Genomic DNA, 14,637 nt, shown 5'->3' with positions numbered 1-14,637 from the left:
TGGGCAGAGCAGGGTTCGAACCTGCGTACTCGTGAGAGAACAGATTTACAGTCTGTCGCCTTTAACCGCTCGGCCATCTGCCCATATTTCAATTAAGAAGTTCAATCAATCATATTCATCAAACTTCATCTTTCTTACTTTCCTGAGCCACTTGTCGGAGTCGAACCCACGACCTGCTGATTACAAATCAGCTGCTCTACCAACTGAGCTAAAGTGGCTTATTACTTTTCTGCAAGCTTTTTTATCTCAATCAATTTACATTTCATCTAAAAAGACCAGCAGGTTTTCCTGATCCGGTTAAAATGACCTGATTGTCATAAAATCTGTATGAAAAAAAGAACTTCGCAACTGTGCATACTAATGCACCCCCTTTTTTGGGAAGGCAAAGGTAAAGGAAATCATGAAACGGAAAAATTTTTTAAACAGGAAAAATTATGATGTGGAAAGAAGTAGAATAACCCGCAAAAAAAATCCTCCGCTTGTGGCGGAGGATTCAATGTTTTAAAGGTCGTATTGTTTTTCTTTTTTTCGTTTTAGTTGAGTGATTAATGATTCCATTGCTTCATCAAATGACTGTTCAAAAGACTTGGATGATTGTTTTACAAATAAATGCTGCCTTGGCACATGCACCTTAATTTCGGCTACTTTGTCTTTAATGTTGTGCACCACATTGTCCAGTTTCAGAAAAACATCCACTTTCATAATCTTGTCGTGAAAATTCAAAAGTTTCTGTACTCTCTGCTTAACGTACTCAATGAGTTTTGCGTCTGCATCAAATCGAACGGTTTGGATCTTAACGGTCATAGCATTCCAAATTTTAGCTAGTTAAATAATAATGTGAAAGAACTGGTTTTTCGCTTTGGGTAACGGTATTTTCCAGTGACATCAAGTTACTACAGTAATATTGGTTTGCAAAATATTTTTGAAGATTGTTTGTATAATTTAACAGCTCAATCTGGCCAAAAAACAATACTTCAAAATATGATTAACTTCAAGCTTTGGGATGGGCTTTTTTATGTATGTCCTTCAGCTTCTCAATTGTATTGTGCGTGTAAATCTGTGTAGCAGCAAGGCTACTGTGACCAAGCAATTCTTTTACAGCATTGAGTTCTGCACCATTGTTCATTAAATGAGTGGCAAAGGTGTGGCGCAGCACATGCGGGCTTTTCTTTTCAATTGTAGTGATGAGTGAGAGGTATTTTTTAACAACCAGCTGTACGTATTTTGGATAGAGTTTATTCCCTTTTTCATTCACCAGTAAAAATTCAGCTGCTGTTTCTCCAAATTGATTCTTCTTTTCTTTTAAATACTGCTCCAGATCTGTTCTTATTTCATATGAAAAAGGAATGATCCGCTCCTTATTGCCTTTACCTAAAATCTTCAGGCTGTTTTTATGCAGATCGACCTGTGTTTCCTTTAGTGAAATTAATTCACTCAGGCGCATACCTGAGCAATAGAGTAACTCCAGTATCATTTTATTCATAAGCCCCTCCCAGTTATCAGGAAACTCAACATGTTCAAACAGTACCTCCGTGTCCTTTTGCTCCACATAATTCGGCAGACGTTTACTTTGCTTTGGAGACACGATCGTTGTCATGGGTGATGTTTCAATCACCTCCTGCCTTAATTGATATTTAAAGAAAGACTTTAGAGTGGAAATTCTGCGGTTGATCGTTTTAGCTGAAGCTCCTTTTTCCTTTTGCTTAGCCAACCAGCTACGGATAAAAGTGGGCTTAATGTCTTTTATTAACAATTCAGCATATTCTGCAGACAAGTATTCAAAAGAAAGTGAGATCATCCTGGTACGACCGGATGGTGTGGGAGAGTACCTTTTTTCGAATTTGAGATACTCCAGAAAAGAATCAGCCTCTGAGGGGAGTTGATGGGTCATAAATACAGATAGCCGTAAAGTTACAAAACCTTACGGCTATCAGCTATATTCTGAAAGAGAAGATTACTTCACTTCAATCTTACCGCTGGCGATCTGTTGCTTGTAGATTGCTTTCAATACATCGCCTCTGCGACGTACAGATGACTTAATGAAAGCCTGACGCTCACGCAACTGAAGCAGAGTTTTACTTTTTTCAAACTTCTTCTTGTACTTTTTTAGCGCTTTGTCAATGTTTTCGCAATCTTTTGAATCAATTATCAGCATAATATAATACCTCCTTTAAGGTTTTTAGAGGCGCAAAGATAAGGGGAATCGGCAAATATTGAAGAATTAGTCAAAGAATTTTTCTGGTTAATAATATCCTTCTAAAACTGAGTTTAATAATTGCAATAATTACCCTAATCTGCATCTAAAAAAGCACAACTCAGTTCCCTTAACTTTGTTCCATTCCCACACAAACCACTTTATTTCTACCATATGTTTACCGGAATTATAGAATCAGTTGGCTTAGTAAATGAAATTATTGAAACTGGAACCAATAAAACATTTTGGATCAGCTCTCCTGTTTCTAAAGAATTAAAGGTTGATCAAAGTGTAGCACACAGTGGTGTTTGTTTAACCGTAGAGGAAGTTGATGGAACCCGGCACAGAGTTACGGCTATCCGGGAAACCTTGGAAAAATCAAATCTTAACACCTGGTCTGTGCATGAAAAAGTAAATATTGAACGCTGCCTTCAATTCAATGGAAGACTTGATGGGCATATGGTTCAGGGGCATGTAGACACAACGGGCATATGCACAAATGTTGAAGAACAGAATGGAAGTTGGCTATATCAATTTCAGTTTCCTGAAAATTTTGCATCACTAATTGTTGAAAAAGGTTCGATTTCTTTAAATGGAATCAGTCTTACAATATTTAACGTTGGCACGAATGCATTCAACGTTGCAATCATTCCCTATACATACGAACATACGAATATGCAGGATATACAAACAGGATCAGGAGTAAACCTGGAGTTTGATATTATTGGCAAATATGTAATGCGCAGCAATCAGCTTCAAACAGCAAAGTAAAATTACGGAGCAGGAAAATTGGTTAAAATCACAGACTTTAATAATGCTTCTTACGTTAATATTGCAAAGCAAACCCGTGAAAATATCAATCTGTTCATTTCTACAGTAAAGCCTTAACCCAAAACAACGACAAATGCCGAGAATTTCCATTCTTATACCGGTATTGAACGAAGCTGAAAATATTCTGCCGCTTTTCTATGAAGTTAAAAAGTTTATACCGGAAGATTTTGAAGTCATTTTATTGATGATGGAAGCAACGATTCTACCTTTCTTGAAATACAGCAGTTATCAGAAAGAGACGAAAGGGTAAAATGTATTTCCTTTTCCAGAAACTTTGGTCACCAGAATGCATTGATGGCTGGCATGGATTACGCATCCGGTGAATATATTATTACTATGGATGGCGATCTGCAACATCCCCCATCCTGTCTACCAACAATACTTACGCATCTGCAAAACGGATATGATATTGTTTCCACACACCGCAGAAAAACCAATGATGTTGGATGGTTTAAGAAATTTTTTACAAAGATATTTTACAAGCTGATCAATTTTTTATCTGACATCCCAATTGAAGAAAACGTTTCTGATTTCAGGGGGTTTAACCGGAAGGTTTTATATACCATTCACAAGTTTGAAGAACGAGATCTTTTTTTAAGAGGAATTTTCAGCTGGATTGGTTTTAAAAAAATAACAATTCCATTTGATGCGCCTTCACGTATGTATGGCAGCAGTAAATACAGTTTCAGAAAAATGATCAAACTTGGGCTGAGAGGTGCGACATCTTTCAGCTTTAAACCGCTGCGTATATCACTTTTTTATAGGAACGCTGGTTTCTTTGTTATCATTTCTGCTGCTTATAATGGCCGTTGTGGCATATTACCAGGGTAAAACAGTTCCAGGATGGGCTTCATTGATGACTGTTGTAACTTTTATGGGAGGAATGCAACTACTTGTAATTGGCTTAATGGGAGAATATATTGCCAGCCTGTTTCGTGAAAGCAAAAAACGTCCGCTATATATTATTAATGAAAAAATTAATGTTGATTAGTCTTTTACTACCCGGAAATAATATTGCCCTCCAAACGGAATATTTCTCAAATATTTCTCCATCGGTATCATTAAATTAAAAAGTCGTTTGCGGGGAAAAAAAATAGTGTAGATCAGATTCTTAATTCTAAATCCACTTTTGCTTAAGAGTTTTTTGCATTCGTTACTGTACAGTAATTTAACCCCTTCATCAAATTCACAGGTATTGACAAGATATCTCGTTAGCGGATTGAGTGGATTATGTTCAAATAAATAAAGACGGCCACCGGGCTTTAAAACCCTGAATATTTCATCAACTACTTTCTGATGGTCAACTGCTTCAATATGATGCAATACTCCTGCAACAAAGACAATATCAAAGCTTTCTTTTCCATATGGTATCTGCTGACCATCATACAGCTGAAAGGAAGCATTGCGTAACTGTTTTTTTTGAGCCTCCTCTATACTTTTAGCCGAAACATCTATCCCCTGAATTTTGAATTGAGGGAAGTACTTTTCAAAGAAAATCTCAGTTGCACCATCTCCACACCCCAAATCAAGCACAGTGAGGTTTTTGTTTTCCTCAAACTCCTGCATTGCCATTACTTTATATTCAGCAAAATAATAGCTGTTTGTGCCGGATATATATTTAATGTTTTGCGTATGTGCTTCTCTGTAAGTTTCAGCAAATACATCAAAATTTTGTTCCTTTCTTTCTTTCATACAAAGTAAGTCCTGTATTTTTATCCAAACTTAGACAATCATTTTGAAAACAGGTTTTAAACCATATGTTCTTCTTTTTGTATTCTTACTTGTAAGTTACTTTCCGATTGCAAGTTTTATCGCTGGAGTAAAGAATGATATTTTAACCGGTTATCTTCCAGTTCGTTTTTTATGAGTGAAAGCCTTTCGGCAGGTTATATGCCCTGGTGGAATCCTTATGTAAACTTTGGAATTCCGCAATATGCTGATATGAGCAGCAGTTTCTGGAGCCCGGTTACATGGATTATTGCAGGTACTGTTGGATATAATATATACACCATCACACTTGAACTTCTGCTTTATATTCTTCTGGGCGCATGGGGCATGTATAAATGCGGCGAAGTTTTTTGGCTGGACTAAAGAAATAAAAATAATTGCCGCTATTTCATACATGTGCTGCGGCTATATGGTTGGCCATTTGCAGCATCTTAACTGGATTGCAGGTGCAGGATTTCTTCCCTGGTGTTTCTGGTCATACCATTTGTTATTGAATGGATATTCGCTGAAGCGTGTTTTCTTATCTGCAGTTATATTTTACCTGCTCATTTCATCTTCACACCCGGGCATCATTATCGGCAGTATTTACTTTTTTGCAGCATACACAATTTACTCATACTTCGCAAACAGAAAATCAGGCATTCGGCCCATTACACTTTGGAATTTCTCTAAACCAATTCTTCTGCTCATTGCATTGCTTCTCATTGTTAGCTCAGGATTGATCATCAGTTACACAGAAATTCTGCCTTTTATTACCCGTGGCGAGAAAATTATTTCGGCTACTCCAGTTATGAACTCAAATTCAATTCAAAGCTGGATTAGTTTTATTTTCCCCTTTTCAACAGTTAAAAATGATTCCTTTTTGGAAACGATATTTCTTTGAGAAACACCTATTTTGGTTTAACACTGCTGATTTTCTTTTTTACTTTTTTACAGGCAAGAAGAACCATACATATTTTTTTCTGATAGCCGGTTCCTGTTCCTCATTTTATCATCTAACAACTTCATTTATACCCTTTGTTTCAAATACCTCCCTTTATTAAATTATGTAAGATTGAATGGCGAGTTCAGGGTTTTTGCTTTATTCTCATTTATTCTTGTTGCCGCAAATAATTTACAGTATTATCAAAAAGGAGATGGGGATAGTAAGTTATTCAAAAGACTCAGTTTAGTTTTGGGATTGGTTATCTTATTTGTAGCTGCCTGGGCTGCACTAAATATCATTTTTACAAAAGACAGCATATTCTTTAGATCATTCGCAGATGGCCATTTATCTGTAATTGATTTATTTAAATCAATAGCAGATAACCTAAGCTTCTTTGATGCGCTGGTTATACAGAGTTTAATTCAATTGTCTGTACTCTTACTAATCAGAAAATATATTCTGCAGAAAAAAATCAACCGCCTTTTGCTGATTGTTGTTATAGACCTTTGTGTCGCCACATTGATTAACCTGCCATTTACAGGTGTTGGCACTAAAAGTACAAAACAACTCCAAACACTTTTGAATGCATCTCCCGTTGGAATCCCTGTTCCTGCAATACAGCCCGTTTCATTAAACGACTCAGGCATTGCCGGGATAACAAATGTGCTGGGTAAATGGAGTTTTTACAACAAACAGCCTGGAACAAACAAACAGGCTGCCTATCCTATTCAGTTTAAAAATGAACAATATATTTTTCAGCAACAGGTAATGCATTTTCTGGAGCAAAACCCTTTCTTATTCTTTTCATCAAATTTGCCAGATAGCAGCATCCTGATTCAACATACTACTGATTCTTCAACCATATCAGATACAAAAATTGAACTGCTTGCTTTTAATCCTAATAATATACGGGCAAAATTTACTGCCCATCACCCAGGGGGTATTGTTCTTTTATATCAAAACTATAGTCACTGGAAGTACACATTAAACGGCCAATCAGTTCAACCGGAAAATTACCTGAATGCATTCAGCAAGATCAATATTGCAAAACCCGGAACATATTCAGTATCCTATTCGTTCAGTCCAGACAAGATAAAAATATGGATGACTGTTTCCCTTATCGCTTTTGTCCTGCTCCTGATTTCTTTACTATTATTGCCGGCAACAATAAAAGATTCTATTTTACAACAATAGAATCTTTTAACAGAGGTATTCTTTTGTTCGTGATTGCAGAAAATAAAATACGGAATTGATTAACATTTGTTATGCCATCATATATCAGAGAATCTTTTCCCGGATAATACAGGGCATTTATTGAATTAAACCCTGATTCTGTATCATCTGCTGTCATAAGATCCCTTGAGCCATGATCACTAGTAAGTATTATGACAGCTTCTCCTTTTGTATTCTTCCTCAGTTTACTGATAAAACTGAGTATTACCTTATTTGTATGAATGAGATACTGAAAATATGCCTGCCGCTTTGTTTCAGTGTTCATTGAACTTGCTCCCAAAAAACTCATATTAATATTTCCACTGCTGTCAACCGCAAAAGGAGCATGCGGCATCATTAAATGCATGTAATAAAATGACGGAATACTATCGCTCTTTGAACTTTCATTAACCACTTTTTCAATCAACCGATAATTCGTCGCAATTTTTTCTTTAAACATGTTAGCCAGCCATTTTTTTTCTTTCATTTTCCTGGCAATATAAAATGGCAGCAGCTCAATAATTTCGTCAAACACAGTTGGGTGCAGCAGCAGTAATGATTTAGCCGGCAAATAACTGTTTGAATATTCTGACTCAGATCCTTCAATTTGGAACGGAGAATAGTTAACTGTTTTATATCCAAGCTTTTTGAACGTACGAAAGGTTTTATTCTGATAAATGGCATTCAGTGCATTCGTATAATTCTCATTACTGTAAACAGATTCCTTAGAGGGAAATTTCAGATATTCTCCATTCAGCATCGATGCAATAGATAAGACTGTATAATCATAATTTCCAAAAGCCTTCTTTGCAACAACAAACCCTAAGTCTTCCAATTGGCCAATAAATAACCGGTTATCAAATCCATAATACTTTTCCAGTGATTCAGCACCAGCGTATTCATCCAGCAAAATCAGATATACAGATGGTTTTGGCCTTAAAGAATCAGTCTTGCTTACTTCCATCATTAACTCATTTTGCAATTCTTTTTTTGAAACCCCCTTCCACATTAATTGAGTAATCTCAAAAAACTAAAACCAAAAAAAAAAAGAGCATTTAAATATACTGAGCCTCTAACCCTTTCCTTCTTCAGAAATAAAATGACAAAAAATAAAAGAAAAAGCAACCCGGCAAGAAATAACTTGGTACTTACATGAACTCCCGCCTTTCCAAGGAAGGCTGAACAAACCTCCACGAATGAAAAAAACAGAAAGAGAGAAAACGACAATAGTGTAAACAGTGCAGATTTATTCTTATTTCGGAAAATTACCTTGCCGGCAAAGAAGTAAATAAGAATCAAAATTGTCAGAGAGAACAATATTTTCGACACCTCCCAGAAACTTAAAAAGTCAAACACCTCATTCCATCTGTGCAACACAAAAAAAACAACCAGCCCAACAAAGTAGAAATAGCCGGAAAGTAATTTTTGAAAAAAAAAATTAATTGTCATTATATTATTCAGTATAAAAACACCTGGCAGTTAATTTAACATGCCGGGTGCAACTTATAAAAAAATTGTTTACCTCATCAGGTACATTTTTCCATAGCCCTTATTGAAGTATTGATCTGTGTTATCATCAGTAGCTTTGTATTTATCTAATGCCTTGCCATTATGATTTGTAATGACACGATAGAGATAGATGCCGTTCGCCAGTTTATTGCCATACTGATCAGTTCCATCCCACTTGAAGTCAGTGATGTTCCGGCCAACTCTTAACGCACCTAGCTCGGCCTTTGTTATTTCTCTTACAACCTTACCTGTTATAGTCAGAATCTGAATACGGATATTCTGTGGAACTTCAGAACCTGTTATTGTAAATACAAATGCAGTAGAGGTTGTAAACGGATTGGGATAATTCAGCAGGTTCGAGATCATTGGCTTATTGATTACCTGGAATGCAACCTTGTATTCCAGATCCCCTGCCTTGTTACCGCTTCTATCAGTACCTGAAACAGTGAGCTCGTATTCCCCGTCTTCATTTAGTGTTGGGAATAAATCAATTGTTGCAGCATTCTCACTATTATTTGTAAGATTAGCCGGTGTAAAGCGAACACTGTCTGAATTTGGTTTGTAATCAACTATTGCACCATTTGTACCGGGATAACGGATTTGAATTTTCATACCTGCAGTATCGCTTAATGCCATAAAGCGGCTTTCATCTTTCAACTTCACCAGAATATGTGGTTTCGACGATACGATATCCCGATTCAAAATGTGCGTTCCGTCAAATGTTACATCCAGCCATGGTTTATAGTTATCAGGTTTTACGTAAAACCCTTTGAACACAAAGTTGTTGAAAAGAAACTGTTCCTGCTGATCATTATCCGGATTCACCATTAAATAAAGAGTGTTCAATCCTGCCAGATCTTTTGTATCAATCTGATAACTTACAACAATTGAATCACCAGCCAGCAATGGTCTCTTTTTAGGAAGAATTATCTGCTTTGGCACATTGTTCCTGTCGGTAATAATCAGTTTTAATTTCAAACTGTCAAAGGCTGTTTCACTTACGTTTTTGAAAGCAATAGCAAAGTCGAGCGGCTGCCCTACTTCAACAGTATCCTGAAAACGGAAAGTAAGGTTTGGAGCAACAGCACCTTCAGGAACATAATCCGCAAGTATCATCCACGATTTCAGCTGATGTGGCGTTACGTTCATGTTATCCATATTATTCATGCGGAGTTTAATATATGGAAATGAAAGCGGATTAATGAATGCTAAACTGGTATCTCTCAATTGCTTCACAGTTGCCAGCAATAATTCAATTCCTGAACTGGTTTTACCAATAATGTCGATACTTGTAGTATCTGGCATCAACGGCTCTCTGTCAGTTCCTTTCCAGATTAATTCTTTCCAGCTTTTTGATGGCCCAAACCACGGGGACTCGATATTACCTGACGTATAGTAGCTGGGAATTTCAACAACTTCAGTTATCTGTTCATTTGTGATGCCAATGTGCTGTACTGGTGTAAATGATGGATCATTTTTCTTATAAATGAATATCATTGGTAACGTATTCTTAAAAGAATCAACTAAACCAAAACCGGCATTTTTGAATTTATGATAAATGGAGTTCCCTGCACCCAGTGTTACCTCATCTGATTTCAAAACAGAAGCGTCTACAAAAGGACCGGGTACCCATCCCAAATTTGTAACCACTACATAATCCCCATCTTTCACACTATCCATAAAATCCATTGCTCTTTTACGGTAAGCGGGGTCATGATAATAATATTCAAAGAATAAACGCTGATCAGTTGGCGAGTTACATGCCGGCGAAGCACTGCGATATCTTCCTTCACCACTTGGAAGTAACCAGTTTTTCCAATTCTGTAACGTTTTTCCGTCAAATACATAAAACTGGAAGGACCCATAACGGCAGCCATATCGCTCAAGGAAATTATAATTCAATGAAACGTCAAGGCTGGGTGAAGTGTGATATGGATAAATACCCGTTCTTACCTGCAACCTTGCAATTGTTGAATCAAATTTGTAAACTCTGTTGTCTGGCTCAAGGAAAAGTTGCCTGTAACTGCTTTGCTGATGCTGATAGTAATGCGACTGATTAAACCCTGTTTCGGTTCCGGCAATATATACAAAGCTGAAATTATTCCAGAGAACTGCAGAAGTTTCTGCTGGACGCATTCCCACTCTCCAGTAATACACTGCACTGTCAGTAAAATTAACACCAGAAGGTTTTATTGAAATAGAACCTCCAATAGAACTTACAGAATCAATCTTCTTTAAGGATGAATTGAAACTCTGTGTCGTATCAATTTCAAAATAGTACTTACGAATAGTTCCTAAAGGATTTGCAGTTGATGCGTAATAAGTAATATTCTGTTTGTTAATAATAGAATAGTTATATGGATAAACCGGCCGGATTTCATCTTCAAAAATAAAAAACTCTTTTGTGATAATATTATTGGTTTCGCAAATTTCATCCGAATTATTTTCGGGATCAATCGAGACATTTATCTTATTAGATCCTTTATCTGTAAATGGATTAATTGTCAATATCAGTTCAATAGAATCAGTATTTCGCACACCCCGTATCTTTTGATCATAAACAATGGTCTTTGTTCCATCGGGAATTTCTCTTGTTATTACCACATGTACAGAATCACTCACCGTTCTGCCAATATTTGCAATCTTTACATTTACTTTAAATTTATCTTCTGCTATAGAAATAAACTCAGGTGCCACTTTTACCATGGACGATTCTATCGCATAATCAGGTTTCTGAAAACTGTAAAACTTAATAGCAGGATCGCCATGAAGTGCAATTTCTTCAAGGTGCATCCTTACATAGAAATCATTAAAGGAATTCAGTCTGATCAAAGTATCGTTTACATTAGCCATGATATGACCAATTGACTGGCCATATGAATCATGTGCAACCTGATTATAAAATTCATCTGTATATAAATTCAGATAATTCACAATACCTAGATGTGTACTGGCTATGAAAGCAATTGAACCAAGTTGCGGCGTAAGCACCCAGCGTTCACTGATAATCATATTCCCTGTAAGTCTTGTTGCGTCAGATAAAAATAAATTACCAGCCTGACAGCCATTTACCATAAATACAGGATACTTACCTGTTACAGGATAAGCTGAAGGATTATCAAGATTATATTCTAATGTTGTTGGTGACGAGTGCCCGAAATAAGTGAGTAATGAAAACCCTTCCCGGAACAAGCGGCTTATATTTTCACTGGCAACGGTTTGTACTGTAGCAACTCCGGTTTTTTGTATAGAATAAACATCTCCGCCAAATAATGTATCCTTAACAATGTTTGAAAACTGGCTCAGGTAAAACATGATCTGCTCGCCCAGGAAATCATTTGCACCACCTACATGAATCACATTCTTTTTCCATATTTCATCTTCAATTTTACAGGAATTGGAATTGTAATAGGATTCGTATTGTTTTACTTTTTCAAGGTAATCTTTCACTTCTTTTCCGTTGATTACATTTAAACGACCTATTGGTATTCTTGGCACGATGTTTCCATCTTCTGAAGCCATCTGCATATCAGAAGCCGGACTTCCATACACAGGAACAAGGTTCAGTTGATCAATTGTTGAAGAGCTTTCAGCACTTCTGTAATTCGTATAAATCACCCCTTTCCCAATCAGCAAACAGTTCTCTGGTTTTACACTAAAACTGCTGTAAGCAAAACGGAGAAAATTCTTAATGGCATATGCATTGTTTTTTACCCCGTAACCAAACTGATCAATAATATCCTGTGCATTGAAAATTTTAGCATTAAATCCCCCACCAGTTGAAGTGTTTCTGTATAAACGGTATTGTTCTACCTGGTTTGCTCCAGTTCCATCATTATATAAGAGCGGGTTTGAAATAATAATATAATTTGCCTGGTTAGCAGTAAGACCGTAATTGGAAAATGTTCTTGCAGTAAAAGGCCCTGCAACGCTCTTGATATTAGCTGGCTCCTGGCTGATTAAAACTAATTTTCTTGTAATAGCAGAGGGCGGCAGCACTACTCTAACCTGTGTTGGTGAAAGTACTGCAGCTGTAATACGTAATCCATTTGTCAAATCATACAACACCGGTGGTTGTGAACCAAAATTAGCATTGTCAATTATGAGATTATTTCCGGTTGCGCTTGCTGCGACTTCAAATTCAAAATTTGCCTGCCCGTTAAAATTGAACTGACGGGGGTATGTTAATTCATACATCCCAATAACAATCGCATCAGTTACTTCTGCAGAAGTTGTTCTAAATTCAACATTAGCTGTATTTGAACTGATTACTGATAAGGGAATATTGGTTGCCGATTCATCAATTATGGCATTAAAATAATTCATCTGTATATCAGCAACTGCAGTTCCATTTATTGTGGCTCTTACTGTACGGGTGTTTAATGCTCTTCCTGCAGCAGAAAATTTCAAACTTGCGTTAGGCCCGCTCATAGCAACATATAAATTACTCTGTGTTGACACTAATGGGTTTGCCGGCCTGAAAGCTGAACTTGTCCAACTCTCACCTTCATCAAAAGATGATGAATACACAGTACTTCCCACTACAGCACCAAAACCAGGGTTAATAGTAGCACGGTAATAAAGTGCCGTTTTATGCATGAAATAAGATTCGGCAGGTAAAGCGGAACTTAAATCGTTATTTGTTTGAACAAGCCGCAGATTGGCCCCGGCTGAAGTATTAACTGTTAGAAAATAAGCAGCTGTATCTGTGTACAAACTCCATTTATCATTGATCTGGTACTGTGGCTCAATAAACATTCTCTTTTCCCATTTCCCGTCATTTGCCTCACCCCAAAACTCAATAAACCCATTTGCTGGTATCGTTCCTGCTGACACAGATGTATAAACAGGAATTTGCTTTCCATGACGCCAAAGCTGAAAATGTGCAGCATCTGCAGACTGAATACCCATTGAGGCAAGCTGTGCCTGAGAAATACGGTATACACCCGTTGACCCTATATTAAACTTATAATAAGTTTTATTGAAGTCGATCCATTCATTCATGAAGCTCTGGGCCCTGATGCCTGTGAAGGCAATCAGCAAAATGATGGCGGAGAGTAAAAATCGTTTCATCTTGATTTATTGGTTTTTTTCTTTGGATTCTTATTCGTTTTCAAAAGGTCGAGACGTAAAGAAACAATATGGGTATACAAAGGATTCGATTGATTGGCAAGATTGGTGAAGGCATAATCAACAAAAAAAGAACTGCCTAATTTAAATCCTGCTCCTGCTCCTGGCTGATAAATCCACACTTTCTTTTGATTGAGTGTATCTCCATCAGCAAGTGCTCTTTGGAAATTATAAACACCACCACGTAAGAAGAAAACATCTTTAATATTTAATTCTGCGCCAATACGTGGATCGCCACTAACTGCATCTGAACTGATCAGGTTACTGCGCTGTCCATCAAACGTTAATTCAAGGTTCGCTTCAGTTTTCAACTTAATTCCTTTTCCCAGTCTGAAATCGTAAGATCCTCCGATAACTAAACGTGGAGCAGTTAATTCAGTTGATTTTATTGGAATATCATTGTTTGTTAAGTACAGTACTTCTTTTTCACGCTCAGTAAATGTAAATGACCAGGAGTTGAAAGTTGTTGTAATATCTCTTGCTGCAGCGCCAAACGACCAGTTCTCACCTTTCATCTGAAAACCAAGATCCAAACCAAAACCCCATGCTTTTGCAAAACTGCCCACACTCCTGTGAATGACTTTTGCATTCATTCCCATACTGATCGTTTTATCTTTTGTTTCCCTGATTTTCTGTGCTACTGAAAGCAGAAATGCATAGTCAGCCGATGAAAATGACTTGATGTTATTATAATTAATGCTGCCATCAGGTTCAACCAGGAAAAGTGTATTCGGAATATCATCTACGGCAAAGCGCAGAAAAGAGATTCCAATTGTTCTTTTGTTATTTGCAACAGGGATTGCAAGTGCACCAAAATCATATTTACCGATACCGGCAAAATATTCAGCATGCATTAAAGAAAGTGTAGGATTGTTTTTAACGCCTGTTAAACCTGCGGGGTTCCAATAGCCAGCTGTTGCGTCACTAACGGAAGCAACCTGCGCTCCACCCATTGCCAAGCCACGGGCACCCGCACCTATATTTAAAAATTCGTTGGAATATTTTCTGAATTGAGAGTATACAGAACTGCAGAGAAGCAGGGTAACGGTTAAACAAGAGATGAATCGGTTTATCATCCGGTCAGTTTTCAGGTAAACAATTAGTTTTA

14 protein-coding genes and 2 tRNA genes are annotated in these 14,637 nt (G+C 37.0%); 7 read left to right on the top strand and 9 right to left on the bottom strand.

What is annotated here, in order from left to right; genetic code table 11:
- The 5 genes from IPK31_12960 to IPK31_12940 all read right to left on the bottom strand — a co-directional run bounded on the left by IPK31_12960 (window position 1) and on the right by IPK31_12940 (window position 2,155).
- A tRNA-Tyr gene (locus IPK31_12960) sits at window positions 1-83 on the bottom strand.
- A 62-nt stretch (window positions 84-145) separates the two neighbouring features.
- Window positions 146-218, bottom strand: a tRNA-Thr gene (locus IPK31_12955).
- A 283-nt stretch (window positions 219-501) separates the two neighbouring features.
- Window positions 502-804, bottom strand: a complete 303-nt coding sequence (locus IPK31_12950) for an HPF/RaiA family ribosome-associated protein (GenBank protein ID MBK8088770.1) — start codon at window positions 802-804, stop codon at window positions 502-504.
- A gap of 187 nt (window positions 805-991) precedes the next feature.
- Window positions 992-1,891, bottom strand: coding sequence for a tyrosine-type recombinase/integrase (locus IPK31_12945; protein MBK8088769.1), 900 nt, complete (start codon window positions 1,889-1,891; stop codon window positions 992-994).
- A 63-nt stretch (window positions 1,892-1,954) separates the two neighbouring features.
- The gene (locus IPK31_12940; protein ID MBK8088768.1) at window positions 1,955-2,155 is read right to left on the bottom strand and encodes a 30S ribosomal protein S21; all 201 of its coding nucleotides are present in this window, start codon (window positions 2,153-2,155) and stop codon (window positions 1,955-1,957) included.
- A gap of 213 nt (window positions 2,156-2,368) precedes the next feature.
- Here IPK31_12940 and IPK31_12935 point away from each other — a divergent pair, with 213 nt between their 5' ends.
- The 4 genes from IPK31_12935 to IPK31_12920 all read left to right on the top strand — a co-directional run bounded on the left by IPK31_12935 (window position 2,369) and on the right by IPK31_12920 (window position 4,016).
- Complete coding sequence (locus IPK31_12935) at window positions 2,369-2,965, top strand: riboflavin synthase (GenBank protein MBK8088767.1); 597 nt, start codon at window positions 2,369-2,371, stop codon at window positions 2,963-2,965.
- Between the two features lie 133 nt (window positions 2,966-3,098).
- On the top strand, window positions 3,099-3,275 hold the full coding sequence (locus tag IPK31_12930; protein ID MBK8088766.1) for a hypothetical protein: 177 nt from the start codon (window positions 3,099-3,101) through the stop codon (window positions 3,273-3,275).
- Entirely contained in the window at window positions 3,206-3,856 is a 651-nt protein-coding gene (locus IPK31_12925) for a glycosyltransferase family 2 protein (GenBank protein ID MBK8088765.1), read from the top strand. Before IPK31_12930 ends, IPK31_12925 begins: the two co-directional genes overlap by 70 nt.
- On the top strand, window positions 3,837-4,016 hold the full coding sequence (locus IPK31_12920) for a hypothetical protein (GenBank protein MBK8088764.1): 180 nt from the start codon (window positions 3,837-3,839) through the stop codon (window positions 4,014-4,016). The genes IPK31_12925 and IPK31_12920 overlap by 20 nt, the downstream gene beginning before the upstream one ends.
- On the opposite strand, the gene IPK31_12915 is transcribed toward IPK31_12920, so the two are convergent.
- Complete coding sequence (locus tag IPK31_12915; protein ID MBK8088763.1) at window positions 4,013-4,717, bottom strand: class I SAM-dependent methyltransferase; 705 nt, start codon at window positions 4,715-4,717, stop codon at window positions 4,013-4,015. The two genes, IPK31_12920 and IPK31_12915, sit on opposite strands and share 4 nt — an antisense overlap.
- A gap of 171 nt (window positions 4,718-4,888) precedes the next feature.
- On the opposite strand from IPK31_12915, the gene IPK31_12910 reads away from it, so the two are divergent.
- From IPK31_12910 to IPK31_12900, 3 genes are all read left to right on the top strand, one after another.
- Window positions 4,889-5,116, top strand: a complete 228-nt coding sequence (locus IPK31_12910; protein MBK8088762.1) for a hypothetical protein — start codon at window positions 4,889-4,891, stop codon at window positions 5,114-5,116.
- 46 nt (window positions 5,117-5,162) lie between these two features.
- Window positions 5,163-5,636 carry a hypothetical protein gene (locus IPK31_12905; GenBank protein MBK8088761.1) on the top strand — a complete coding sequence of 158 codons (474 nt, stop codon included), beginning with the start codon at window positions 5,163-5,165 and terminating at the stop codon, window positions 5,634-5,636.
- A gap of 171 nt (window positions 5,637-5,807) precedes the next feature.
- Entirely contained in the window at window positions 5,808-6,872 is a 1,065-nt protein-coding gene (locus IPK31_12900) for a hypothetical protein (GenBank protein ID MBK8088760.1), read from the top strand.
- On the opposite strand, the gene IPK31_12895 is transcribed toward IPK31_12900, so the two are convergent.
- The 3 genes from IPK31_12895 to IPK31_12885 form a co-directional block, all read right to left on the bottom strand.
- Window positions 6,856-7,872, bottom strand: a complete 1,017-nt coding sequence (locus tag IPK31_12895; GenBank protein ID MBK8088759.1) for a sulfatase-like hydrolase/transferase — start codon at window positions 7,870-7,872, stop codon at window positions 6,856-6,858. The genes IPK31_12900 and IPK31_12895 overlap by 17 nt on opposite strands.
- 536 nt (window positions 7,873-8,408) lie before the next feature.
- A complete protein-coding gene (locus IPK31_12890) occupies window positions 8,409-13,472 on the bottom strand; it encodes a hypothetical protein (GenBank protein ID MBK8088758.1) in 5,064 nt (1,687 codons plus the stop codon).
- Window positions 13,469-14,605: a PorV/PorQ family protein gene (locus IPK31_12885; protein MBK8088757.1), complete on the bottom strand. Its 1,137-nt coding sequence runs from the start codon at window positions 14,603-14,605 to the stop codon at window positions 13,469-13,471. The genes IPK31_12890 and IPK31_12885 overlap by 4 nt, the downstream gene beginning before the upstream one ends.
- Window positions 14,606-14,637: the final 32 nt, after the last annotated feature.

Source organism: Chitinophagaceae bacterium, assembly GCA_016713085.1.
In the GTDB taxonomy this organism is placed as follows: domain Bacteria; phylum Bacteroidota; class Bacteroidia; order Chitinophagales; family Chitinophagaceae; genus Lacibacter.
Note: the sequence above shows the minus strand (reverse complement) of the source record. Positions and strands in the feature narration are given on the sequence as shown.

Coding starts and splice junctions, on each gene's coding strand:
- IPK31_12910 (MBK8088762.1), top strand. CDS start 4,889: ATGAGTGAAAGCCTTTCGGCAGGTTATATGCCCTGGTGGAATCCTTAT.
- IPK31_12935 (MBK8088767.1), top strand. CDS start 2,369: ATGTTTACCGGAATTATAGAATCAGTTGGCTTAGTAAATGAAATTATT.
- IPK31_12905 (MBK8088761.1), top strand. CDS start 5,163: ATGGTTGGCCATTTGCAGCATCTTAACTGGATTGCAGGTGCAGGATTT.
- IPK31_12945 (MBK8088769.1), bottom strand. CDS start 1,891: ATGACCCATCAACTCCCCTCAGAGGCTGATTCTTTTCTGGAGTATCTC.
- IPK31_12890 (MBK8088758.1), bottom strand. CDS start 13,472: ATGAAACGATTTTTACTCTCCGCCATCATTTTGCTGATTGCCTTCACA.
- IPK31_12940 (MBK8088768.1), bottom strand. CDS start 2,155: ATGCTGATAATTGATTCAAAAGATTGCGAAAACATTGACAAAGCGCTA.
- IPK31_12950 (MBK8088770.1), bottom strand. CDS start 804: ATGACCGTTAAGATCCAAACCGTTCGATTTGATGCAGACGCAAAACTC.
- IPK31_12885 (MBK8088757.1), bottom strand. CDS start 14,605: ATGATAAACCGATTCATCTCTTGTTTAACCGTTACCCTGCTTCTCTGC.
- IPK31_12930 (MBK8088766.1), top strand. CDS start 3,099: ATGCCGAGAATTTCCATTCTTATACCGGTATTGAACGAAGCTGAAAAT.
- IPK31_12915 (MBK8088763.1), bottom strand. CDS start 4,717: ATGAAAGAAAGAAAGGAACAAAATTTTGATGTATTTGCTGAAACTTAC.